Origin of the sequence: Pseudomonas sp. TKO26 (genome assembly GCF_003225665.1) — a bacterium.
Taxonomy (GTDB): domain Bacteria; phylum Pseudomonadota; class Gammaproteobacteria; order Pseudomonadales; family Pseudomonadaceae; genus Aquipseudomonas; species Aquipseudomonas saponiphila.
Genome location: NZ_QKLN01000009.1, coordinates 93,572 through 116,061 on the forward strand (window position 1 = coordinate 93,572; position 22,490 = coordinate 116,061).

The window sequence follows — 22,490 nt, forward strand, 5'->3', positions numbered from 1 at the left end:
GAGGATCATGCGCGCCATACCTCTACTCTCGCTTCTGCTCAGTGGCTGGTTTGTGGTTCCAGCCCACGCCGACGAAGCCCAGGACTGGTTGCAGCGTCTTGGGCAAGCCGAACAGCAGCAAAGCTTTCAGGGCACCTTCGTTTACGAGCGTAATGGTAGTTTTTCTACTCATAACATCTGGCATCGTGTCCAGGATGGGAAGGTCCGTGAGCGGTTGATCCGGCTCGACGGTTCCGCTCAAGAGGTTGTGCGCGTCGATGGTCGTACCCAGTGCGTCAGCGGTACGCTGGTGGCAGGGTTGGGGGATGCCCCGGACTCTGCGGCGCGTGCCCTGGATCCGCAAAAACTCAAGAATTGGTATGAGCTTGCCGTTATCGGCAAGTCGCGCGTAGCCGGGCGCGAGGCAGTGATCATTGCGGTCACGCCGCGAGACCAGCACCGTTACGGCTTCGAATTGCACTTGGATCAGGAAACGGGCTTGCCGCTCAAGTCCCTGTTGTTGAATGAGAAGGGGCAACTGCTTGAGCGCTTTCAGTTCACTCGCCTGGACACTGCAGATGTCCCGGATGACAACGAGCTGCGTGCCGGCCCGGAATGTAAACCAGTGCTTCTGGACAGCGACAAGGCCTCCGCGATCAAGAGTACCCGGGTCTGGCACTCCGACTGGTTGCCTCCGGGTTTCGAGTTGACCAGTAGCAGCGCCCGCAAGGATCCGCAAACCAAGTCCGTGGTCAACAGCCTGCTGTATGACGATGGTTTTGCGCGTTTTTCCGTGTTCCTCGAGCCGCTCAATGGCGAGGCGGTCACCGACACTCGTTCGCAGTTGGGACCGACTGTCGCCGTGTCACGGCGCCTGACCACCCCAGAAGGCGAAATGATGGTCACTGTGGTCGGGGAAATTCCCATCGGCACCGCCGAACGTATCGCCCTGTCCATGCGTTTCGATGCCAGCACCCAGCAATGAACCTTTTATTGGTTGTGTAAGAGGTCGATCATGGCTCATCCACAATTGAGAAGATGAAATGTTTGGTGAGCAATTTCATTTGCAAAATCCACCAAGTTTTTTTATAGGTCAGAACCCCCCTCGGTTCTGACCTTATTTGTCGTTCCTGGAGCAAAATTGCCACCCCTGTCGTTTCGGCATTTGCTGCTCCATATCGCTTAACCACGCTCGTCGTAACGGGAGCCGTATGTCGATACCACGCTTGAAGTCCTACTTCACCATTCTTGCCACCGTACTGGTGCTGGGGCAGGCCGTGTCTGCCCAGGCAGCCGAGTTGCCTGATTTCACCCAGCTGGTCGAGCAGGCCTCGCCTGCGGTGGTGAACATCAGTACCACGCAGAAGCTGCCTGATCGGCGGGTTTCCAACTCAGCGCAGATGCCCGATCTGGAAGGCTTGCCGCCAATGCTGCGGGAGTTCTTCGAGCGCGGCATGCCCCAGCAGCGGTCTCCGCGCGGCGACCGCCAGCGTGAGGCGCAATCCCTGGGATCGGGCTTCATCATCTCCCCGGATGGCTACATCCTCACCAACAACCACGTGATCGCCGATGCGGACGAGATCCTCGTGCGCCTGGCCGACCGCAGCGAATTGAAAGCCAAGCTGATCGGTACCGACCCGCGCTCCGACGTGGCGCTGCTGAAGATCGATGGCAAGGACCTGCCCGTGCTGAAACTGGGTAAATCCCAGGATCTCAAGGCCGGTCAATGGGTCGTAGCCATCGGTTCGCCGTTCGGCTTTGACCACACCGTGACCCAGGGCATCGTCAGCGCCATCGGTCGCAGCCTGCCGAACGAAAACTATGTGCCGTTCATCCAGACCGACGTGCCGATCAACCCGGGCAACTCCGGTGGCCCGCTGTTCAACCTGGCCGGTGAAGTGGTGGGGATCAACTCGCAGATCTATACCCGTTCCGGCGGTTTCATGGGCGTGTCCTTCGCCATCCCGATCGACGTGGCGATGGACGTTTCCAATCAGCTGAAAACCGGTGGCAAGGTCAGTCGTGGTTGGTTGGGCGTGGTGATTCAGGAGGTCAATAAAGACCTGGCTGAGTCCTTTGGCCTGGAAAAACCTGCTGGTGCACTGGTGGCGCAAGTTCAGGATGGCGGCCCGGCAGCCAAGGGTGGCTTGCAAGTGGGTGACGTGATTCTCAGTCTCAATGGCCAGCCCATCGTCATGTCGGCGGATCTGCCGCACTTGGTGGGCGCGCTGAAGGCCGGGGCCAAGGCCAATCTGGAAGTGATCCGCGAAGGCAAGCGCAAGAACGTCGAGCTGACCGTCGGTGCTATCCCTGAGGAAGACAAGGACCTGAGCATGCTGCCCAAGTCCGGAGTCGAGCGCAGCAGCAACCGTCTCGGCGTGGCCGTGATCGAACTCAACGATGAGCAGAAAAAAGCCTTCGACCTCAAGGGTGGCGTTGTCATCAAGGAAGTTCAGGATGGCCCTGCTGCCCTGATCGGCCTGCAACCAGGCGATGTGATCACTCACCTGAACAACCAGGCGATCACCACAGCGAAGGAGTTCACTGAGATTGCCAAGGCGCTGCCGAAGAATCGTTCGGTGTCCATGCGTGTTCTGCGTCAGGGGCGAGCCAGCTTCATTACCTTCAAGCTGGCCGAATAAGCCGCCAGCCTTAAGGAGTGCCCAATAAAAAGCCCGCCTCGTATGAGGCGGGCTTTTTTATGGTCCCGCTCAAGGTCAGCGCATCATGTCCTTGACCATCTGCTCCTGATCCATCATCTCGCGCTGACGCGCATCGATCCTCGACGACAGGGGGAAGTTGCTGCCGGCCCGGCGCTTGGCAAAGTCCAACTGCTGGATGGCCTGGCGATAGTCACCGACCAGGGCGAAGTACTCGGCCCGGGCCTGGTGCAGGCCGATGATGTTGCCGGACAGGCCGCGGGTTTCTGCCACCAAGTACCAGACGTCCGGGTCATCCGGGCGACTTTTCAGCAGGCTTTCCAGGGCTTTTTCTGCATCCGCGGGGCGGTTCTGCTTGAGTAGAAGGTCTACCCGGACCTGGTTCAGCGGATAGTTGCCGGGGTAGAGGTTAAGCATTCGCTCGACCCGACTTTGCGCATCCGGCAGGCGGCTGTTGGCCATGTCCAGCTCGATCTGGGCCAGGTTGTAGGTGATGTCATTGGGCGACTTGGCCAGCAGCGGCTTGAGGTTTTCCCGAGCCTCGTTCCATTGGCTGCCCTTGATCTGGGCGATGGCCAGGCCGTAGCGCGCGATGTCGTTCTTCGGGTTTTCGTCGAGCTGGGCGCGAAAGCGCTTGGCGGCCAGGCCCGGGGACTCTTCATAGTTGAGTTGCACCCGGGCCCGAATCAGTTGATAGCGCAGGCTGTCTTCGGTGCCGCCTTGCTTGGCCTGTTCGGCGCGGTTGCGGGTGTCGGCGATCCGCGATTCGGTGACCGGGTGGGTCAGGAGGAATTCCGGCGGCTTGGCATCGAAGCGGTACTGGCGCATCAGGCGCTCGAACATGGTGGGCATCGAGCGCGGATCGTAGCCGGCTTTCTCCAGATTGAGGATGCCGATACGGTCGGCTTCCTGCTCGTTCTGTCGAGAGAAGCGCCGCTGTTCCTGGATCGCTGCAGCCTGGGTGCCGGCGATGGTAGCGATCCCGGCATCCCCGGCACCGGCGGCGGCGATCACGATCCCGGCCAGCAGCGCGGCCATCATCGGCACTTGCATGCGTTTCTGGGCCTCAACGCCGCGGGCGAAGTGCCGCTGGGAAAGGTGCGCCAGTTCGTGAGCCAGTACCGAGGCATATTCGCCTTCGGTCTGGGCGTTGAGAAACAGCCCGCCGTTGACTCCGACAATCCCGCCGGGAGCGGCAAAGGCGTTGAGCTGCGGGCTGTTGATCAGGATGAACTCCAGGCGCCGGTCATTGACCTGGCTGGTTTCCACCAGTTTGTAGACGCTGGTTTCGACGTAGTCCTTGAGTTGCGGGTCGTTGAGCTGAGAAACCTGGCTGCGCAGCAATGCCAGCCAGGCGCGGCCCAACTGGTATTCCTGTTGCGGCGAGACAATGGCTGAACTGGCATCACCGAGTGACGGCAGGTCGTCGGCGAAGCCCGGTGAGGCGAGCAGGCAAGCGAGCGTCAGCAGGGTAGGGCGCAGTAAATTCATGCACAAAGCCTTAATCGACAAAGGCTCTACTTTAGCTGGCCGCTGGTCCGGGGACCAGACAAAGGCGCTGAAAACTCTGCGGACCCCGGGTGCTTTCTGGCAAATTCCAGCGTCTATCCCATGAGCCCTTTGCCAGAGTGGTGCTGTTGTTTGGGGGCGGGCGTGTTTATTGCCGAAGGCTTTGCCTTGCAGGGTATTCTAGGCGCCTGAATTCACGATCGGAGTCAGTTCAATGACTGATGTTGTCGCCCATGATGCCGAGCTGGATGCCAGCGGGCTCAATTGTCCGCTGCCGCTGCTCAAGGCCAAGATGGAACTCAATCGCCTGGCCAGTGGCGCGGTGCTCAAGGTCATTGCCACCGATGCCGGGTCCCAGCGCGACTTTCGCACCTTTGCCCGCCTGGCCGGTCATACCCTGCTGCGCGAAGAGGACGATGCCGGGGTCTATCGTTACTGGCTGAAAAAGGCCTGACGGCCGCTCACCGATTTCATCTAAGGATCATTGATGTTCAAAGTGCTACGCGACTGGATACAGCGCTACTTCTCGGATGAAGAGGCGGTGGTGCTCGCTGTCCTGCTGTTCCTGGCCTTTACTGCGGTACTGACCTTGGGCGGCATGCTGGCGCCGGTGCTGGCGGGCATGGTCCTGGCGTACCTGATGCAGGGGCTGGTGGTGAGCCTGGAGCGCCTGCGCCTGCCCGGCGGGGCGGCGGTGGGGCTGGTGTTTGCCTTGTTCATGGGCTTGTTGCTGGTCTTCATCCTGGTGGTGGTGCCGCTGCTCTGGCACCAGTTCGTCACCTTGTTCAACGAGCTGCCCGGGATGCTCGCCAAGTGGCAATCGCTGTTGCTGCTGTTGCCCGAGCGTTACCCGCACCTGGTGTCGGATGAGCAGGTGCTGCAGGCCATTGAGGTGGCCAGGGGCGAGATCGGCAAGTTCGGGCAATGGGCGTTGACCTTCTCCCTGTCCAGCCTGCCGTTGCTGGTGAACATCATGATCTACCTGGTACTGGTGCCGATCCTGGTGTTTTTCTTCCTCAAGGACCGGGCAATGATCAGCCGCTGGGTCATCGGCTATCTGCCGCGGGAGCGGACCCTGATTACCCGGGTCGCCCACGAAATGAACCGGCAGATTGCCAATTACATTCGCGGCAAGGTCATCGAGATTGTCATCTGCGGCGGCGTCACCTATATCGCCTTCGTTGCCCTGGGCCTCAACTACGCGGCGTTGCTGGCGCTACTGGTAGGTATTTCGGTGGTGGTGCCTTATGTCGGCGCAGTGGTGGTGACGGTGCCGGTGGCGCTGATTGCACTGTTCCAATGGGGCTGGAGCGATCAGTTCATTTATCTGATGGCGGTCTACGGGATCATCCAGACCCTGGATGGCAACGTGCTGGTGCCGTTGCTGTTCTCCGGCGCGGTGAACCTGCATCCGGTGGCGATCATCTGCGCGGTGCTGCTGTTTGGCGGGCTGTGGGGCTTCTGGGGGATTTTCTTTGCAATACCCCTGGCCACCTTGTTCAAGGCGGTGCTGGATGCCTGGCCAAGGAAAGACCCGGCGGTGGCGCCTTTACTCTAGATACGCGGGGCGGCTATTCAGCCCCCCCGGGCATTTCAGGCCTTGTTCAGGGCCTGGGCCGCGGCCAGTACGGCGTCGACGTGGCCCGGAACCTTCACCCCGCGCCATTCCTGGCGCAGTACACCGTCCTTGTCGATCAGGAAGGTGCTGCGGTCCACGCCCAGGTATTCCTTGCCATAGAGCTTCTTCAACTTGATCACGTCGAACAGCTGGCAGACGGCTTCGTCCTTGTCGCTGATCAGCTCGAAGGGGAATTCCTGCTTGCACTTGAAGTTCTCGTGGGATTTCAGGCTGTCGCGGGAAACACCGAAGATTTCGGTGTTGGCAGCCTGGAAGGCGGCGTATTGATCGCGAAAACCCTGGCCCTCTGTGGTGCAGCCCGGGGTGCTGTCCTTGGGATAGAAGTAGATCACCACTTGCTTGCCCTTGAGACCGGACAGGCTGATGGTCTGGCCGCTGGTGGCAGGGGCCTGGAAATCGGCAATAGGTTGATCGATAGCAACGGCCATGGGGCTTCCTTACATTGGGTTCTGTGGGCGCCAGGGTTCGATCAGCGCATCGAGGTTCATGGCATCGGCAAAATCCAGGAACTGATCGCGCAACCAGCTGATCTGGGTGCCGGCGGGCAGGGTCACGGTGAAGGTGGCGTTGAGCATGGTGCCCCCGGTCTGCGGAGCCTGGTAGGTATCGCAGGTGAGGTTTTCCAGCTCGACATGGTGGTCGATGAAGAATTGGCACAGCTCGTTGACGATATCCGAGCGGTACGCCGCGCTGACGTAAGCCACATACGGCAGAGCCTGGGGACGGCTTTCCAGGGCTGCGCTGCGCACCACATTGACGGTGAAGGCGTGCTTCTTGGCCAGGAATGGCAGGCTGCTCTCCAGGCGCGCCAGGGCGTCCCAGCTGCCGGAAATCTCCAGCACCAGGGCGCTGCACTCGCCATGCCGGGTCAGGCGCGAGGTCACGACGGCACAGCGGTTTTCATGGCTGGCGCGGCACAGGACGTTGGTCAGCTCCATGGGGTTGGCGCCGAGGGCACTGATGACAAGGAATTGTTCGCGAACTGTGGGGGTGGACATGCAGCATTCCTAAAGCGATGAGCGGTCGATACTTTTGACAAGTCGGTGTCGGGCAAGCGCGGCCAGGGACTTCTCGGGGCCCCGAAGCACCAGCCGGCGACAGGTCCCGAAACCTCCGGAACACGGGCTGGCAATGCAGGAATGGGGCTTTGGAGAAGCGACAGGCAGGTGATAACCCGGTTTACACGCTTATCGGTAGCGATCAAAGCCTGAAGGGTAGCGAAAACCATCGCTCAGGGGAATGCTCACGGCGCGGGACTTCGCTTGTGCAAGGAACTTGGCGCCAGTACCATTACCGCTCTCTTTTTCCGGCAGGAGCGGTTGCATGATTGCGGGCAGTATGGTGGCACTGGTCACACCCATGGATGCACAGGGAAATCTCGACTGGGACAGCCTGAGCAAACTGGTGGACTTCCACCTGCAAGAGGGCACCAACGCCATCGTGGCGGTCGGCACCACAGGTGAATCGGCCACTCTGGATGTCAACGAGCACATCGAAGTGATTCGTCGGGTGGTGGCCCAGGTTGCAGGGCGCATCCCGGTGATTGCCGGTACCGGCGCCAACTCGACGCGTGAAGCGATCGAACTGACTACCAACGCCAAGATCGCCGGCGCCGATGCCTGCCTGCTGGTGACTCCGTACTACAACAAGCCGACCCAGGAAGGCCTGTACCAGCATTTCCGCGCCATTGCCGAGGCCGTGGACATCCCGCAGATCCTCTACAACGTTCCAGGCCGTACCGCATGCGACATGCAGGCCGAGACCGTGATCCGCCTGTCCAGCGTGAAGAACATCATCGGCATCAAGGAAGCCACCGGCGACCTGCAGCGGGCCAAGGCGATCCTGGCCGGCGTGCCTGAGGATTTCCTGGTGTACTCCGGCGATGACGCCACCGCGGTCGAACTGATCCTGCTGGGCGGCAAGGGCAATATCTCGGTGACCGCCAACGTCGCACCCCGGGCCATGAGCCAGATGTGCGCCGCGGCCATGGCCGGCGACGCCGCCAAGGCCCGCGAGATCCACGAAACCCTGATGCCGCTGAACAAGACACTGTTCATCGAATCCAACCCTATTCCCGTGAAATGGGCCCTGCACGAAATGGGCTTGATGCCGGACGGTATCCGTCTGCCGCTCACCTGGCTCAGTGCCGCCTGTCACGAACCGCTGCGGCAGGCCATGCGCCAGTCCGGCGTCTTGGTTTAATTGAGGAAGTACAACGCATGAAGCGAATGGCCGGACTTTCCGCACTTGCCTTGATTATCTCCAGCACCAGTGGCTGCGGTTGGATCTGGGGCCCGGAAGGCTACTTCCGTGACCGGGGTAGCGATTACCTGCAAGCGCAACAAACAGCACCGATGCAACTGCCGCCGGATGTACAGACCTCCAAGCGTCTGGATCCATTGCTGCCGATCCCGCGCAACGTCGCCGACGACAACGTCAAGGGCGAGTACCAGGTGCCTCGTCCGCAGCCGCTGTCGGCGATTGCCGATGCCAGCGACTACAGCCTGCAAAAGAGCGGTGATTCGCGCTGGGTCATGGCCCAGCATCCACCGGCCGAAGTCTGGCCGGTGGCGGTGCAGTTCTTCCAGGACAACGGCTTTCGCCTGGATCAGCAGCGTCCGCAAACCGGCGAGTTCACCACCCGCTGGCAGCGTTCCGACGAGCTTTCCGCGTCCGTGGCCAAGCGCCTGAGCAGCGCCGGCGTTGCCGCCGACAGCGAAACCCGCGTGCGGGTACGCATCGAGCCGGGCGTGCAGCGCAACACCAGTGAAGTCTACGTGGTCAGCGCCGAGCGTCCCGCCGGCAGCAGCGCCGACGTGGAGTTCACCAACCGTTCGCTCAACACCGGACTGGACGCGGCGCTGGTGGACGACATGCTGGCCAGCATGAGCCGTACTGCCGAAAAAGGCGGTTCTGTGTCCCTGTTGGCGGCTCGTGATTTCGATACCCCAAGCCGGGTCAGCCTCAGCGAAGACGGCAGCGGCAACCCGGTGCTGAACCTGGGCGCCGACCTCGATCGCGCCTGGTCCAGCGTGGGCCGCGCCCTGGAGCAGGGCGAATGGCGGGTTGAGGACATCAACCGCAGCCTGGGCCTGTACTACATCAACCTGGCGGAAAAAGCCGAGAAGAAAAACGACGAGCCGGGCTTCTTCGGCAAGTTGTTCGGCAGCAAGCCGGCCAAGGAAGAGATCGAAGCCCGCGCCGAACGCTATCAGGTTCGCCTGAGCAAGGTCGGCGACAACGTCCAGGTCACCGTCGAGAAGAACATCAACACCGTGGCGCCGGCCGATGTGGCGCGCAAAGTGCTGGGCGTGATTCAGGACAACCTGGGCTGATCAGATGCGTTTTGCCGTTCTCGGCAGTGGTAGCCAAGGGAATGGCACGCTGATCGCCAGTGCTGACACCTGCATCCTGGTGGATTGTGGTTTCTCCCTGCGGGAAACCGAGCGGCGCCTGCTGCGCCTGGGAGTCCATCCCTCGCAGCTGAGCGCCATCCTGGTGACCCACGAGCATGCCGACCACGTGCATGGCGTGGGTTTGCTGTCTCGGCGCTACAATCTACCGGTCTACCTCAGCCAGGGCACTTTGCGCGGGATGCGCAAGCCGGTTGAGGTGGCGGGTTTTGTCCGTGGTGGCGAGCCACTGCAGATCGGCACCATGCGCATTGACGTGATTGCCGTCGCCCACGACGCCCAGGAGCCTACCCAGTTTGTCTTCAGTGACGGCCAGCGGCGTTTTGGCCTGCTGACCGACCTGGGTTCCTACTGCGCCGGCGTACTGGAAGGCTACCGTGACCTGGATGCCTTGATGATCGAGGCCAATCACTGCCGGGACCTGCTGGCCCGCGGTTATTACCCGTATTTTCTCAAGCAGCGGGTCGGTGGCGACCAGGGACATTTGAACAACCATCAGGCCGCAAGCCTGGTGGCCGAATTGGGATGGCGGGACCTGCAGCACCTGGTCCTCGCCCATCTGAGCAGCAAGAACAACCTGCCGCAGCTGGCCCGGCAATGTTTTGTCGACACCCTCGGGTGCGACCCGGACTGGCTGCAACTGGCCGATCAAGATTCAGGGCTCGACTGGCGTCACATCGCCTAGCCCACCTACGTAGCAAGCGGAGCCCATCATGGAAAAACGTGAAGAACTCTACCGCGGCAAAGCCAAGTCGGTTTACAAGACCGATGACGCCGACCGCTTGATCCTGCTGTTTCGCAACGACACCTCGGCGTTCGACGGCAAGCGCATCGAGCAGCTGGACCGCAAGGGGATGGTGAACAACAAGTTCAACGCCTTCATCATGCAGAAACTCGAAGCCGCCGGCATTCCGACCCAGTTCGACAAGCTGCTGGGCGACAACGAGTGCCTGGTGAAGAAGCTCGACATGATTCCGGTGGAGTGCGTGGTGCGCAACTACGCCGCCGGCAGCCTGGTCAAGCGCCTGGGTGTGGAAGAGGGCATGAAGCTCAACCCCTACACCTTCGAACTGTTCCTCAAGGACGACGCCAAGGGCGACCCGTTCATCAACGAATCCCATGTAGTGGCATTCGGCTGGGGCACTGCCGAGCAACTGGCGCGCATGAAAGAGCTGTCGCTCAAGGTCAACGAAGTGCTGAGCAAGCTGTTCGATGACGCCGGCCTGCTGCTGGTGGACTTCAAGCTGGAGTTCGGCGTGTTCAGCGACGGCTCGATCGTCCTGGGCGACGAGTTCAGCCCGGACGGCTGCCGCCTGTGGGACAAGGACACCAAGAAGAAGATGGACAAGGACCGCTTCCGCCAGGGCCTCGGTGATGTCATCGAAGCCTACGAAGAAGTGGCCCAGCGCCTCGGCGTGCCGCTGTAATCGACGCAAGCATCTGATAGCACGGAAAAAATTCGCTCAAGGGGCTTCGCTTCGAGCAAATGTGCTGTTATGATGCGCGCCGTTGGAGAGATGCCAGAGTGGCCGAATGGGACGGATTCGAAATCCGTTGTACCTTCACCGGTACCTAGGGTTCGAATCCCTATCTCTCCGCCATACAAATAAAAGCCCCGGAAATCATCGATTTCCGGGGCTTTTTTGTTGCCTGCCGTTTTGCCCAAGCTGCTTTCCCACTGCGCTGCAAGCCCTCACCCGGTCCTTTCGACGTTCTTGTTCGCCTGACTTTACATCTGCTGCGGTGTATTCCCTCTTCCTCCCAACGCCTGTTGTCGCTCTCGATAGCAGGTGTGGGCCAAGTTGATTTCGCTCGTTAGAGATTTCACTAATCTGCTGCTTATTAATAAGTTTTCAAGTTTCAGCACAGTTGCCCTGTATTTAAAAACTTCATCTGGATGTTGTGTTGTGGGCGATGTTTTTGGGTTGTAGGAAATTTCTTGAAGATATCTGGGAGTATTCCTGTAATCCGAGTCGGCGTGGTCTTGATCTAAAACAATCGGCTCTTCGATATGGTGGCGTCCTGCTGGCAAACCTGGCTCGCTTGTGTGATTGAAGTGGGGCATCGAGCTGGAAACCAGCAGTAATCATAAACGTTTAAAGGCGGGGCAAATCTTTTCTTCTATTGCGGTGGCAAGAGTGTTTGCCGACCTCTTTGGCATAGGGAAGTTTTTTGTTCTTGTTCCTTTGAGTCATTTGGAAAAGGAAATCAGATGAAGCGCAAGTCTCTCTTGTCCATGGCTACTTCCGGTTTGATGCTGGCTGCATTGATCCCGACGTTTGCCCAGGCTACCGACGGTGTAGTGAACTTCAGTGGCAGCATCACTGACGTGACCTGCGAGATCAACGGCAAGGCGCCGGGCGAAAACAACGTGACCAACGTTGAGTTGGGCACTTTCTTGCCTACGCACTTTGCAAAAATCGGAACCACCTCCGACTTGAAACCCTTCGAGCTGAAACTCTCGGGCACTAACTGCAAGAACGACTCCAAAGTGTCCATCGAGTTCGATCAGGTCAACAACATTGACCCGGCTACAGGCAACCTGAAGCTGATCGGCAGTGCACCGGCAACCGGTGTACAGATCCAGATCTACAACGACAACGCTGCTCAACCGCAGAAGATTGTCCTGGGCCAGGCCGAGACGACGCCACAGGTGGCAACGGTTTCCGGTAACGCCGCAACCCTCAAGTACAAGGCCGCTTACGTCTCTACGGCAGCTTCGGTCGGTGCCGGTTCGGGTGTTTCCTTTATTCGCTACACCCTGGCTTATCAGTAACCGTCGTTAGTTATTAAGGGGCAGGTCATGACGCCGACAGCGCGTTTTGTACATTCTCTCGTTATCGGTGTCATGTTCCTGGGGCTGTTCTCGGGAACTGCGCATGCCGGGATAGTTCTACAAGGTACTCGGTTGGTTTATCCGGCCGACGCCCGGGAAGTTACATTGAAAATAAGTAACTCCGGTCCTGTCCCTCTTTTGGCGCAAAGTTGGATCGATAAAGGGGAGGCCAATAAGGCCCCTGAAGAAATACAAGTGCCTTTTCTGCTGGCACCGGCGGTCAGTCGCCTGGAATCTGGCGATTCGGCAGTACTGCGCCTCGCTTATTCGAAAGAGCCATTGGCGACCGATCGCGAATCATTGTTCTGGCTGAATGTACTGGAAACTCCACCACGCAAGGAGAAGGATGAAAACGTACTGCAGTTTGCTTTTAGAACACGTATCAAGATTTTCTTTCGACCCCACAATCTTGACGGCACTGTCGACTCGGCAGCTGAAAAACTCAAGTGGGAGTTCAATCGCGCCGGTCACTTGAGTTCAGCTCCAACAGGTACGCAAGTGCCTGTGGTCAAGGTATCCAATCCAACGCCTTACTACGTGTCTTTCGGTCGTATAGACGTTGAACTGGGAGGCCGTCAGTTCGCACTTAAACCAGGCATGGTTGCGCCGTTTGCCCAGGAGTCGTTCGCCTGGCCGGCAACAGCTCCGAAAGATCCGGCCAAGGCTTCCATCAGCTATGAGGTGATCAACGATTTCGGTGGCCGCCGGTTGCTGAAAAGTTCACTGCTCTAGTTGGTTTATTAATTCAACTTCGCTCGTTTGTCCGGTTGCTCTTTCTTGAGCGCGTTGGGATCTCGTTATGTTGAGTGTTCAGTGCCATAGGCGCGGTGTATCTGCGCGCCCGGGTGTTTGGTGTGGTCGGGGTTCTGCTCCGGTTGTACAGACGCTGTGTCTGGCAGTGCTGATGGGGTACTCGATGGTCCTTGTCGCGAGCGAGGAGAGCTCTCACCAGGCTGGCGGCGAGCGTGTGCTGTTCGACAGCCAGATGTTGTTTCAAGGCAAGGAGACACCCATCGATACTTCGCGCTTTGAGCAATTGGGTTATATCGCGCCCGGCAAATACCTGCTCGATCTGCTGGTGAGTGGCCAATGGCGGGCGTTGCTGGAGGTCGAGTTCCGTGCCAGCGACGAGCAGCAAGGTAGCCAGCCGTGCTTCGATCGCGGGTCGCTGCAGCAACTGGGGATCGACCTGCACAAGGCCGATGCTGCGCAGGGAGCCGGGGCGTCCCACCCGCTCATGGGGGAGGGGTTGTTCTGTGGAGACCTGGGCAGCTACATCCCTGGGGTAACCAGCCGCATCAATATCGCCGAGCAGAAGATCGAACTGTCGGTGCCGCAGTTCTTCCTCCAGCCGAACCTGTCGAAGACCTACGTCGATCCGGCGAGCTGGGATTCCGGAGTGTCCGCGGCGGTGCTCAATTACAACACCAGCCTGTTCAGCTCCCAGAGCCGTGGACAAAGCCAGACCAATGGCTACGCCGGGCTCAACATGGGGCTCAATATCGGCGCATTGCGCCTGCGCCACAGCGGTACCGCGACCTGGTCGCCGGAATTGGGCAGCCGCTATCAGCGTGGCTATATCTATGCCCAGACCGAGCTGGCGGACTGGCACTCGCAGTTGCTGGTGGGGGAAAGCGTGACCGATGCCGATCTGTTCGATTCGGTGTCGTTTCGCGGCGTTCAGTTGGCCAGCGACCCGCGGATGTTGCCCGATACCCAGCGTTACTACGCACCGCAAGTGCGGGGCACCGCCAGCACCAATGCCAAGGTGTCGGTGTATCAGCGCGGCTATCTGATCTACGAGACGACGGTTGCCCCCGGCCCCTTCGAAATTGCCGATTTGCAGGCGGCAAGCTTTGGCGGTGACCTGGAGGTAACGGTCACCGAGGCCAATGGAAAAATCAGCCGTTTCACCGTGCCTTTTGCCACCACCGTGCAATTGCTGCGGCCGGGCACTTCACGCTACAGCCTGACGGCGGGCCAGGTCACCGATCCGGGGCTTGGCGGCGAGCAGTATGTGGCCCAGGGCACGGTGCACCGCGGGCTGGATAACCAGCTGACCGGTTACCTCGGTACGGCAGTGACCGGCAGCTACATGTCGGCGCTGATCGGCAGTGCGCTGAATACCTCAGTGGGCGCTTTCGCTCTGGACCTGACTCAGGCCAGAACCGAATTGCCCCGGGACGGCAGCCTGCAGGGGTCGAGCCTGCGCCTTTCCTACAGCAAGAACCTGCCCGTCAGCGGTACGCAGTTTTCCCTGTTGGCGTATCGCTATTCCACCAGTGGCTATCTGGGGCTGCATGACGCCATTGCCTTGCAGGACTACGTGGAGCGTGGTGCCAGGGCCGAGTCGTTTTCCCGCGTGCGGGACCGCCTGGACGTGAACATCAACCAGCAACTGGGCGAGGGCGGCGGCCAGCTGTATGTCACCGGCTCCAGCCTCAAGTACTGGAATCGCCAGGGCCAGACCCTGAATTTCGCACTGGGCTACGGCAATCAATGGCGGGGCAACAGCTACTCATTCATGGCCCAGCGCATGCGCGCGTCCAGCAATGGCTCGGGACGTGGAGCCGGGGCGGACAACACCTATTTCAGTTTCAGCCTGTCGATCCCCTTGGGGCACGAGGGACGGCGGGGAACGACGGTCAACGCCTACGCCAGTCACGACCAGAACTCCGGCGCGCATTACACCAGCGGTGTGTCCGGGACCCTGGGGGAGCGGGGCGATGCTACCTATGCCGTGTCCGCGTCCCATGATCAACGTCAGCGCGAAACCGCGACCAACGCCAGCTTCAACTACTTCATGCCCGAGGTGTCCCTGAGCTCGAGTTTTTCCCAGGGCAGCGACTATCGCCAGCAATCCCTGGGGGCTTCCGGAGGCATGGTCTTGCATCGGGGCGGCCTGACCTTCTCCCAGACCCTGAGTGAAACCTCGGGCCTGGTGTACGCCCCCCATGCCAAGGGTGCCAGGGTCGGCTATGCCCGGACGCGGGTGGATGGCAGCGGCTACGCCGTGGTGCCGAGCCTGAGCCCCTATCAATTGAATACCGTGGACATCGATCCCAGCGGCATGGCCGACGATGTCGAACTGCAGGTCAGTTCGCGCAACGTCGCGCCGGTGGCGGGCGCGGTGGTCATGCTCTCGTATCCCACCCGCAGGGCCCGGGCGTTCCTGATCGATAGCCGACAGCCCAACGGCCGGCAATTGCCGTTTGCCGCGGTCGCCGTCGATGACCAGAGCGGCGCCGAACTGGGGGCCGTCGGCCAAGGCAGTCGCCTGGTGCTGCGTTCCGAACAGGACCAGGGAACCCTGCGTGTGGAGTGGGGCACTGAGCCGGACCAGCGCTGCCTGATCGACTACCAGTTGCCGCCCCGTGATCCGGCGTCCGCCTCCGGTTATGACCTGCTCCAGCTTCCCTGCCGGACACCTCCCGCTGGCAACGCGGGTTCACGCCAGGGGGGAGAGCCTTGATGCGCTACCTGAAAGGGCGAGACATGCCACGCCGTGCCGGTGTTGGCCGCTGGCTGCTGGCGGCGCTGCTGCTGTGGTGCAGTGCCTGGGCCCAGGCCGACCTGTCGATTGCCGGCACCCGGTTCATCTTCCCCGCTGACAAATCCGTCATGAGCATCAGGGTTGGCAACATCGGCCAGGCGCCGATCCTGTTGCAGGCCTGGCTGGACAAGGGCGATGCCAAGGCCAGTCCCAGCGGGCTGGCGGTGCCTTTCGTACTGTCGCCGCCGATCTCCCGGCTGGAGCCCATGCAGCGCACGGCCCTGATGCTGCGCTACAGCGGTGAGCCGCTGCCTAGCGATCGGGAGTCGGTGTTCTGGATCAACTTTCTGGAAGTGCCGTCCCGGCTGCCGGTGACCGAGAACGTCCTGCGCCTGGCCTACCGCATGCGCATGAAGCTGCTGTATCGCCCCCAGGGCTTACCGGGCACGGCAGACCAGGCCGTACGCCAGCTCAGGTGGCGCTTCGCCGCCGAGGGCAAGGGTGAAGGCGCACTGCTGGCCAGTAATCCGACGCCGTATTACGTGTCCTTTGCCCAGTTGGCGCTGGGCAGCGGCAGTCGATCCATCAGTTTACAGGGCATCACCGTGGAGCCTTTTGGCTCGGCGCGGATCGCCCTGCCCGAAGTACCAGGAACGACCCCGGATCAGGCGGTGGTTCATTACCAAGTGGCAACAGACAGCGGGGAGACGCTGAGTGGAAGTGCGCGGATACAAGACTGAAGTTGCCTTGGGCAAGTCATTGAGCGGCCCGCCGGCCGGGTACCTTGCGTGGGCTGGGCAACGGCTGTCCAGAAGTTGTTTGAGCCTGCTCTTGCTGCTGCCGGGGCTGGCGACGGCCGCCGGGTATGTACCCAGCGCGGGGCGGGCGATGCGTGATATCGAGGCCACCCAACCGGCGTTGCCGGAACCGGCGGAACCGGAGTTGGACCTACCGGCGGTCAAGCCAGCGAGTGCACCCGCCCCGGATACCTCGGGTATTCGCCTGCAGGTCAACGACTTCGTGCTGGTGGGCAATCAGGCGTTTTCCAATCCGACCCTGTTGGCGCTACTGGCGGACCTCAAGGGGCAGGAACTGGACCTGAACCAGTTGCGTGCGGCTGCCGAACGCCTGACCACCTATTACCAAAGCCAGGGCTACATGCTGGCCCGGGCCTTTCTACCGGCCCAGGAGATCGAGGACGGCGTGGTACGCATCGAGGTCATCGAGGGGCGTTACGGCCGTATCGAACTGCACAACCAGTCCCGGGCCCTGGACTCGGTGCTTCGTGGTCCTTTGTCGTCATTCCAGAGCGATGCCCCGGTGTTGAGCGATGACCTTGAGCGCAGTCTGCTGTTGTTGAGCGACCTGCCCGGAGTACGGGTCAAGGGCACCTTGCGTGCCGGCGAGCAGCGCGGCACCACCGACCTGCTGATCGATGCCCGGCCCGGGCCCTGGGCCAGCGGCAGCCTGGAAGCCGACAACTATGGCGGCTACTACACCGGCGAATATCGGCTGGGGGGCAGCCTCAATCTGAACAACCCCTTGCGCCTGGGCGACCAGCTCAACCTGCGGGTGCTGGGCAGCGATGAGGATCAGCGTTACTACCGCGCCGCCTACAAGCTCCCGCTTGGCCCCTGGTCCACCAGCCTGGGCGTGGCCTATTCGCAGATGACCTATGAGCTGGGCAAGGTGTTTGAACTGCTGGAGGCCCACGGCCAGGCCAGCATCGGCAGCGTCTTTGTCACCCAGCCGCTGATCCGCAGCCGTACCTTCGATCTCAGCGCCCAGTTGCAATACGAGGACAAGCGCCTGCGCGATGACATCGATCTGTTCGAGGTCAGCAGCAAGAAACACGTGGAACTCTGGAGCCTGGGCCTCAATGGCAATGTCCAGGACAGCCTGCTCGGCGGCGGCCAGACCTTCTTCTACCTCACCTTTGGCAGTGGGCGGCTGAGCCTCGACGATCCTGGTGACCAATGGCGTGATCACTTCACCGCCGGTACCGCCGGCGGCTTCCAGAAGTTCAACCTCAATGCCGCGCGCCTGCAGTACCTGAGCCCGCGTTTTCAGCTCTACACCCAGCTCAACGCTCAGTGGGCGTCAGCCAACCTGGACAGCTCGGAAAAGTTCGGCGTGGGCGGTCCGTTCGACGTACGTGCCTATCCCCAGGGGAATGGCAGTGGCGACCAGGGCTGGCAGGCCAGCCTGGAGTTGCGCTACGCCCTGGCGCCTCGCTGGCAGCTCAAGACGTTTGTCGACCACGGTGCGGTGCAGGTCAACAAACGTCCCTGGACCCGCGAGGAAAACCGCCGCCAGCTCTCGGGCGCCGGTGTGGGCGCCAGTTGGAGCGGGCCATCGCAACAGATCAGCGTGACCGGCGCCTGGCCCCTGAACAACAGCCAGGAAAGCAGCGGACCCGAACGCACACCGCGGATCTGGGCCAGCGCCACACAGTATTTCTGAAGGCCTGCGTGTACTTCGGATGCAGTGCCGTCCTGCAAAGGTTGCAGGGCGTTAATTGATAGATGAGGAGTCAACGTGAACAAGGTTTATGCATTGGTATGGAATCAGGCCCAGGGTTGCTGGACTGTGACCGACGAAGGCGCCCGTCGCCGCCGTCGTTGCGCAACCCGCAAAGGCCTGGTGGCGATGGTTGCCGGCTTGCTGGGCCTGGGCGGTCTGCCCGCGGCTTTCGCCTTGCCAACCGGGGGAACCGTGGTCTCCGGGACGGCGGATATCCTGACGTTCGATAACGGCAAGCAGATGTCGATCAACCAGCACACCGACAAGTTGATCACCAACTGGAACGACTTCAGTGTGCGCAACGGCCAGACCGTGACCTTCAGCCAGCCGACCAAGACTTCCATCGCCCTGAACCGGGTGATCGGCGTCAACGGCAGTGACATCCAGGGGCAGATCAAGGCCAATGGCCAGGTGTTTTTGATCAACCCCAACGGGGTGGTGTTCGGCCAGGGCGCGCAGGTGAATGTCGGCGGCCTGGTGGCCTCGACCCAGAACATCACCGATGCCAACTTCACCGCTGGCAATTACAAGTTTGCCGGCACCTCAACAGCGCAGATCGTCAATAGAGGCATGATCACCGCTGCTGACGGCGGCAACGTGGCGTTGATCGGCAAGAGCGTGAGCAACGACGGCACCATCAAGGCCCAGAAGGGCCGGGTGGCCCTGGGCGGTGGCAATGAATTCACCGTCAGTTTCGACAGCAACAACCTGCTGGACCTGCAAGTGGATGCCGCGGCGATCAATGCCCTGGTAAGCAACGGCGGCCTGCTCAAGGCCGACGGCGGGCAGGTGCTGATGACCGCCAAGAGCGCCGGCTCTATGCTGCAGACCGTGGTCAACAACCAGGGCGCCATCGAAGCCAACACCCTGTCGCGCAAGGCCGGCAAGATCACCCTGGATGGCGGTGACGTGGGTGTGGTCAACGTCGGCGGCTCGATGAGCGCCAGTGCGCTGACCTCGGTGGGCGATGGCGGTGTGGTCGAGACCAAGGGCGCCAACACCAAGGTGCAACTGGCCGCGCGGGTCAACACCCTGGCCAACAACGGCAAGGCCGGCACCTGGAAGATCAGCTCCAACGAGGTCAAGGTCGGCCCTACCGCTACGGCCGGCAACAACAACGTGTATGCCGATACCCTGGCGCACAACCTGGCCACCACCAATGTCGAGCTCAACAGCAAGAGCGGTGACGTTTCGGTGGACGGCGCCATTGCCTGGGCCAGCGGCAATCAACTGAGCGTCAACTCGGCCCAGGACATCCACATCAATAGCGGCCTGAAGGGCAGCGGCGGCGGAACTCGCATCGAGCTCAATGCCGATCGGGACATCAAGCTCAATGGCGCGGTGGAACTCACCGGGATCAACAACAGCCTGGGTCTGGACTACGGCAATTCCTATGCCCTGGGCAAGGATGGCCGGGTCACCCTGTCCGGCAGTGGCGCCTGGTTCGACGCCAATGGCGACCTGTACAACGTGATCCAGAACGCCGCGCAGCTGCAAGCGATCGGTACCAGCCTCGACGGTCTTTATGTTCTGGGCAATGACATCAAGGGCAGTGGCAGCATCAAGTCCATTGGTGGCAGTAACCAGTTCACCGGGACCTTCGATGGCCTGGGCAATACCATCAGCGGTTTCACCGTCAACACCGATGGCTCCTACGGTGGTCTGTTCGGCAAGTCGTCGGGTGATATCAGCAACCTCAAGCTGGCCTCCATGACCATCAACGGCACGACCTCCAGCGCCGGCTTCGGCAATATCGGCGGGCTGGTGGGCTTGAACAGCGGCACCATCACCAACGTCAGTGCCACCGATCTGCGGGTGGTTGCCAACAGCAATCAGAACAACTACCTCGGTGGCCTGGTGGGGATCAACTCCGGCGGCAAAATCGATCGTGCAACCATGGCCGGTACCGTCACCGGTAATGGCTACACCCTGGCTGTCGGCGGGCTGGTAGGGGAAAACCGCAACAGTTTCGCCGGCACCGGTTCCATCACCAACAGCCGCACCAACGTGCAGGTCCTGGGCACCATGCAGATCAGTCCCGTTGGCGGTATGGGCGGCCTGGTGGGGGTCAACAAGGGCGGTTCGATTGCCGACTCTTCCAGTGCCGGCACCGTCGGCACCGGTTTCAACCGCTACGTCCAGGACCCGAACCTGGGTGGCTTGGTGGGCTACAACCAGGGCGGCTCCATCGAGCGCGCAAGCTCCTCGGTCAACGTCTGGGGTTACGCCGCCAGCAACATCGGTGGCCTGGTGGGCTTCAACAACGACGGCACCGTCACTGACTCCAGCGCCAGCGGTGCGATCACCGGTACGGGGTCAGCGGCAGCAGGCGGCCTGGTGGGCTTGAACCAGAACAGCGTGCTGAACAACGTCAGTGCTTCCGGCAGGGTTGCCGACTCGACCGGTGCCAACGTTGGCGGTCTGGTGGGCAAGAACAGCCGCAGTGAAATCCACACCGCTGAAGCCACCGGTGAGGTTGTGGGGGGTGGCAGCGGCAACATCGGCGGCCTCATCGGGAACAACTTTGCCGGCACTACCGAATATGCAGTGGCTCGCGGCAAGGTCACAGGCGGCACCCTGAGCTATATCGGCGGGTTGGTGGGGCTCAATAATGGCGACCTGAGTTCAGTCGAGGCCAGCGGTAATGTCAGCGGCGGCGCCAGCAGCTTCGTCGGCGGCTTGATAGGGACCAACGGCGATTATGTGGATCACCGCATTGATACCGCATCGGCCAAAGGTAACGTCGTGGGCGGTGTCCAGAGTACCGTTGGTGGCCTGGTCGGGCAGAACAACTCGCGGATCGCCAACTCCTTGGCCAGTGGCGAGGTGAGCGGCGGCAGCTCTGCCCTTCTGGGTGGATTGGTCGGCTTGAACCAGGGGGATATTCGTCAGTCCGTGGCTTACGGCAACGTCAAGTTCCTCGCGAACGGCAAGCAGATCTACGGTGGCCTGGCCGGCGTCAACGACGGAATCCTGGCCTACAACACCGCGTTGGGGCAGGCGACCCAGGTACCGTTGGTTGGCCTCAATCAGGGCGATATCCGCAACTGATGAGGTAGTACAGGGGAGACGCAGTTTCTCGATACGCCGTGCCGGTGCAGGGCGTATCGGGGCTGCTGGCGGGTACCTGCTTGTTCCGTCCCCTGTCTGTTCTTTGCCGATGGCCGGAAGCAGCCGGCCATCGCTGTGCAATCCATCTCGCTTGTGCATCACGCAGCCGTTTTCAGGGGCCGCGGTACACAGGCGCAGGCTGGGAGAATGACAGATGATTCGCCAATGGCTCAGGCTGGTAGCTGATCTGCAACGACGTTGCCTGTGGGTGGGCGCAGTGCTGTTGACAGGGTTGTCCTGTGGGGGCGTGCAAGCCGCCACGGTCAATGGCTTTGCGCTGAACTGTGAGTTCAGCAACGGTGATGGCACGCCGTGGGTGGCGGTTACGCCGTTGGACGGCAGGGCCAAGGAGGGCGATGTGTTGTGGCAGCGCGCGGTCAGCCTGTACACCAACTTCCGCTATTCCCCCTCGGGTAACCGGGAGCGCGAGTTGGTCACGGTTGGCAACTGGAGTGGCGGTACGCCGCAACGTTTTCAATCCGCACCGACCAACGTCGAGGGAATAGGCTTTCGCGTTACGGTGAACCCCCAGGATGGCGGGCCCCTGACCCTGACACAGACCCCCAAGCTGATCGCCCTGGAAAAAAGCGAACTCGTTTACGACACCGGTGGGCGTCCCTTCGGGACCATGATCACCCGCTTCACTCAATCACTGATCCTGACGGTACCGCCGGACCAGTTGCCCAGCGGCAAACTGACCGTCGAGAGTGTCGTCGGCAGCTCCAACCTGATGCTCTATGCATTCGACCTGCCCGCCAACCTGGCGCGCCTGGGCTCCGAGGTGGCATGGCCCACCGACACCACCCCCCCTGGCATCTGCCGGCACAATTACCCATTGATGGGGCCCGAGCTGATCAGCATGGGCGGCGGCGGACCGATCGTGATTCCCAATACCTGCGTGGTCGAGGGCTACAAGACCATCCCTGTGCCTTTGGGGCGCTTTGCCCTGACGGACTTTCCCAAGGTCAACGACACCTCGCCACAGGTACCTTTTCGCATTGAGCTGAGTCGTTGTGCAGCCAATGCCAAACCGCGCATCAGTTTCACCGACAAGTCTTCTGCCTCGATGCCCCCGGGAATCCTCGGTCTGAGTTCCTCGACCCAGTCCCGGCCCGCCAAGGGCTTCGGCATCGTGGTGATCAACGACCTGACCCGGCTCCCGATCCAATACAACGGTGAGAGCTACGAGATGCAGCGCGTGGGTGATGGCGCAAGCATTCCCTTGCGGGCCAGCTACATCCGCACCGGCAACGACGACGAAATCGAAGCCGGCCAGGCCAATGGCGCTGCGGAGTTCACCTTTACCTTCCCCTGACCACGACAGGCA

Annotated in this window: 18 protein-coding genes and 1 tRNA gene; 16 read left to right on the plus strand and 3 right to left on the minus strand. The window is 61.1% G+C overall.

Features of this window, described 5'->3' with window-relative positions; genetic code table 11:
* The first annotated feature begins 7 nt into the window (after window positions 1-7).
* Both DNK59_RS15325 and DNK59_RS15330 read left to right on the plus strand, forming a co-directional pair.
* Complete coding sequence (locus tag DNK59_RS15325; protein ID WP_110723733.1) at window positions 8-964, plus strand: MucB/RseB C-terminal domain-containing protein; 957 nt, start codon at window positions 8-10, stop codon at window positions 962-964.
* Window positions 965-1,190: 226 nt separating this feature from the next.
* Complete coding sequence (locus DNK59_RS15330; RefSeq protein WP_092320343.1) at window positions 1,191-2,621, plus strand: DegQ family serine endoprotease; 1,431 nt, start codon at window positions 1,191-1,193, stop codon at window positions 2,619-2,621.
* 75 nt (window positions 2,622-2,696) lie between these two features.
* Here DNK59_RS15330 and DNK59_RS15335 read toward each other — a convergent pair whose 3' ends face one another.
* The gene (locus DNK59_RS15335) at window positions 2,697-4,130 is read right to left on the minus strand and encodes a M48 family metalloprotease (protein ID WP_110723734.1); all 1,434 of its coding nucleotides are present in this window, start codon (window positions 4,128-4,130) and stop codon (window positions 2,697-2,699) included.
* A 232-nt stretch (window positions 4,131-4,362) separates the two neighbouring features.
* Here DNK59_RS15335 and DNK59_RS15340 point away from each other — a divergent pair, with 232 nt between their 5' ends.
* A complete protein-coding gene (locus DNK59_RS15340; protein WP_092320345.1) occupies window positions 4,363-4,602 on the plus strand; it encodes a sulfurtransferase TusA family protein in 240 nt (79 codons plus the stop codon).
* A 33-nt stretch (window positions 4,603-4,635) separates the two neighbouring features.
* The gene (locus DNK59_RS15345) at window positions 4,636-5,706 is read left to right on the plus strand and encodes an AI-2E family transporter (RefSeq protein WP_092320346.1); all 1,071 of its coding nucleotides are present in this window, start codon (window positions 4,636-4,638) and stop codon (window positions 5,704-5,706) included.
* A 35-nt stretch (window positions 5,707-5,741) separates the two neighbouring features.
* On the opposite strand, the gene DNK59_RS15350 is transcribed toward DNK59_RS15345, so the two are convergent.
* Together DNK59_RS15350 and DNK59_RS15355 are read right to left on the minus strand one after the other, a co-directional pair.
* Window positions 5,742-6,215: a peroxiredoxin gene (locus DNK59_RS15350; protein WP_092320347.1), complete on the minus strand. Its 474-nt coding sequence runs from the start codon at window positions 6,213-6,215 to the stop codon at window positions 5,742-5,744.
* A 9-nt stretch (window positions 6,216-6,224) separates the two neighbouring features.
* Window positions 6,225-6,785, minus strand: a complete 561-nt coding sequence (locus DNK59_RS15355) for a glycine cleavage system protein R (protein ID WP_016963909.1) — start codon at window positions 6,783-6,785, stop codon at window positions 6,225-6,227.
* 325 nt (window positions 6,786-7,110) lie between these two features.
* On the opposite strand from DNK59_RS15355, the gene dapA reads away from it, so the two are divergent.
* From dapA to DNK59_RS15415, 12 genes are all read left to right on the plus strand, one after another.
* Window positions 7,111-7,989: a 4-hydroxy-tetrahydrodipicolinate synthase gene (gene dapA / locus DNK59_RS15360; protein ID WP_092320348.1), complete on the plus strand. Its 879-nt coding sequence runs from the start codon at window positions 7,111-7,113 to the stop codon at window positions 7,987-7,989.
* A 17-nt stretch (window positions 7,990-8,006) separates the two neighbouring features.
* Window positions 8,007-9,122 (plus strand): outer membrane protein assembly factor BamC, encoded by a 1,116-nt coding sequence (gene bamC, locus DNK59_RS15365; protein WP_110723735.1) that lies wholly within the window; start codon window positions 8,007-8,009, stop codon window positions 9,120-9,122.
* Window positions 9,123-9,126: 4 nt separating this feature from the next.
* Window positions 9,127-9,885 carry an MBL fold metallo-hydrolase gene (locus tag DNK59_RS15370; RefSeq protein WP_110723736.1) on the plus strand — a complete coding sequence of 253 codons (759 nt, stop codon included), beginning with the start codon at window positions 9,127-9,129 and terminating at the stop codon, window positions 9,883-9,885.
* A 28-nt stretch (window positions 9,886-9,913) separates the two neighbouring features.
* Window positions 9,914-10,627, plus strand: a complete 714-nt coding sequence (gene purC / locus DNK59_RS15375; protein WP_060838001.1) for a phosphoribosylaminoimidazolesuccinocarboxamide synthase — start codon at window positions 9,914-9,916, stop codon at window positions 10,625-10,627.
* A gap of 84 nt (window positions 10,628-10,711) precedes the next feature.
* Window positions 10,712-10,801, plus strand: a tRNA-Ser gene (locus DNK59_RS15380).
* A 611-nt stretch (window positions 10,802-11,412) separates the two neighbouring features.
* Window positions 11,413-11,976, plus strand: a complete 564-nt coding sequence (locus DNK59_RS15385) for a fimbrial protein (RefSeq protein WP_092320394.1) — start codon at window positions 11,413-11,415, stop codon at window positions 11,974-11,976.
* Between the two features lie 27 nt (window positions 11,977-12,003).
* Window positions 12,004-12,768: a molecular chaperone gene (locus DNK59_RS15390; protein ID WP_110723737.1), complete on the plus strand. Its 765-nt coding sequence runs from the start codon at window positions 12,004-12,006 to the stop codon at window positions 12,766-12,768.
* Window positions 12,769-12,952: 184 nt separating this feature from the next.
* Window positions 12,953-15,508, plus strand: coding sequence for a fimbria/pilus outer membrane usher protein (locus tag DNK59_RS15395; protein WP_256596385.1), 2,556 nt, complete (start codon window positions 12,953-12,955; stop codon window positions 15,506-15,508).
* Window positions 15,508-16,269 (plus strand): fimbria/pilus periplasmic chaperone, encoded by a 762-nt coding sequence (locus DNK59_RS15400; protein WP_110723739.1) that lies wholly within the window; start codon window positions 15,508-15,510, stop codon window positions 16,267-16,269. Before DNK59_RS15395 ends, DNK59_RS15400 begins: the two co-directional genes overlap by 1 nt.
* 79 nt (window positions 16,270-16,348) lie before the next feature.
* Window positions 16,349-17,992, plus strand: a complete 1,644-nt coding sequence (locus DNK59_RS15405; protein ID WP_371920288.1) for a ShlB/FhaC/HecB family hemolysin secretion/activation protein — start codon at window positions 16,349-16,351, stop codon at window positions 17,990-17,992.
* A gap of 75 nt (window positions 17,993-18,067) precedes the next feature.
* Window positions 18,068-21,103 carry a GLUG motif-containing protein gene (locus DNK59_RS15410; RefSeq protein ID WP_110723741.1) on the plus strand — a complete coding sequence of 1,012 codons (3,036 nt, stop codon included), beginning with the start codon at window positions 18,068-18,070 and terminating at the stop codon, window positions 21,101-21,103.
* 214 nt (window positions 21,104-21,317) lie between these two features.
* On the plus strand, window positions 21,318-22,478 hold the full coding sequence (locus DNK59_RS15415) for a fimbrial protein (protein ID WP_110723742.1): 1,161 nt from the start codon (window positions 21,318-21,320) through the stop codon (window positions 22,476-22,478).
* Window positions 22,479-22,490: the final 12 nt, after the last annotated feature.

Bases quoted from the DNA above. Each gene is read 5' to 3' on its own strand.
- DNK59_RS15390 (WP_110723737.1), top strand. From the start codon at position 12,004: ATGACGCCGACAGCGCGTTTTGTACATTCTCTCGTTATCGGTGTCATG.
- purC (WP_060838001.1), top strand. From the start codon at position 9,914: ATGGAAAAACGTGAAGAACTCTACCGCGGCAAAGCCAAGTCGGTTTAC.
- DNK59_RS15395 (WP_256596385.1), top strand. From the start codon at position 12,953: ATGGTCCTTGTCGCGAGCGAGGAGAGCTCTCACCAGGCTGGCGGCGAG.
- DNK59_RS15325 (WP_110723733.1), top strand. From the start codon at position 8: ATGCGCGCCATACCTCTACTCTCGCTTCTGCTCAGTGGCTGGTTTGTG.
- DNK59_RS15355 (WP_016963909.1), bottom strand. From the start codon at position 6,785: ATGTCCACCCCCACAGTTCGCGAACAATTCCTTGTCATCAGTGCCCTC.
- DNK59_RS15385 (WP_092320394.1), top strand. From the start codon at position 11,413: ATGAAGCGCAAGTCTCTCTTGTCCATGGCTACTTCCGGTTTGATGCTG.
- DNK59_RS15400 (WP_110723739.1), top strand. From the start codon at position 15,508: ATGCGCTACCTGAAAGGGCGAGACATGCCACGCCGTGCCGGTGTTGGC.
- DNK59_RS15370 (WP_110723736.1), top strand. From the start codon at position 9,127: ATGCGTTTTGCCGTTCTCGGCAGTGGTAGCCAAGGGAATGGCACGCTG.
- DNK59_RS15335 (WP_110723734.1), bottom strand. From the start codon at position 4,130: ATGAATTTACTGCGCCCTACCCTGCTGACGCTCGCTTGCCTGCTCGCC.
- DNK59_RS15340 (WP_092320345.1), top strand. From the start codon at position 4,363: ATGACTGATGTTGTCGCCCATGATGCCGAGCTGGATGCCAGCGGGCTC.
- DNK59_RS15330 (WP_092320343.1), top strand. From the start codon at position 1,191: ATGTCGATACCACGCTTGAAGTCCTACTTCACCATTCTTGCCACCGTA.
- DNK59_RS15345 (WP_092320346.1), top strand. From the start codon at position 4,636: ATGTTCAAAGTGCTACGCGACTGGATACAGCGCTACTTCTCGGATGAA.
- bamC (WP_110723735.1), top strand. From the start codon at position 8,007: ATGAAGCGAATGGCCGGACTTTCCGCACTTGCCTTGATTATCTCCAGC.
- DNK59_RS15350 (WP_092320347.1), bottom strand. From the start codon at position 6,215: ATGGCCGTTGCTATCGATCAACCTATTGCCGATTTCCAGGCCCCTGCC.
- DNK59_RS15415 (WP_110723742.1), top strand. From the start codon at position 21,318: ATGATTCGCCAATGGCTCAGGCTGGTAGCTGATCTGCAACGACGTTGC.
- dapA (WP_092320348.1), top strand. From the start codon at position 7,111: ATGATTGCGGGCAGTATGGTGGCACTGGTCACACCCATGGATGCACAG.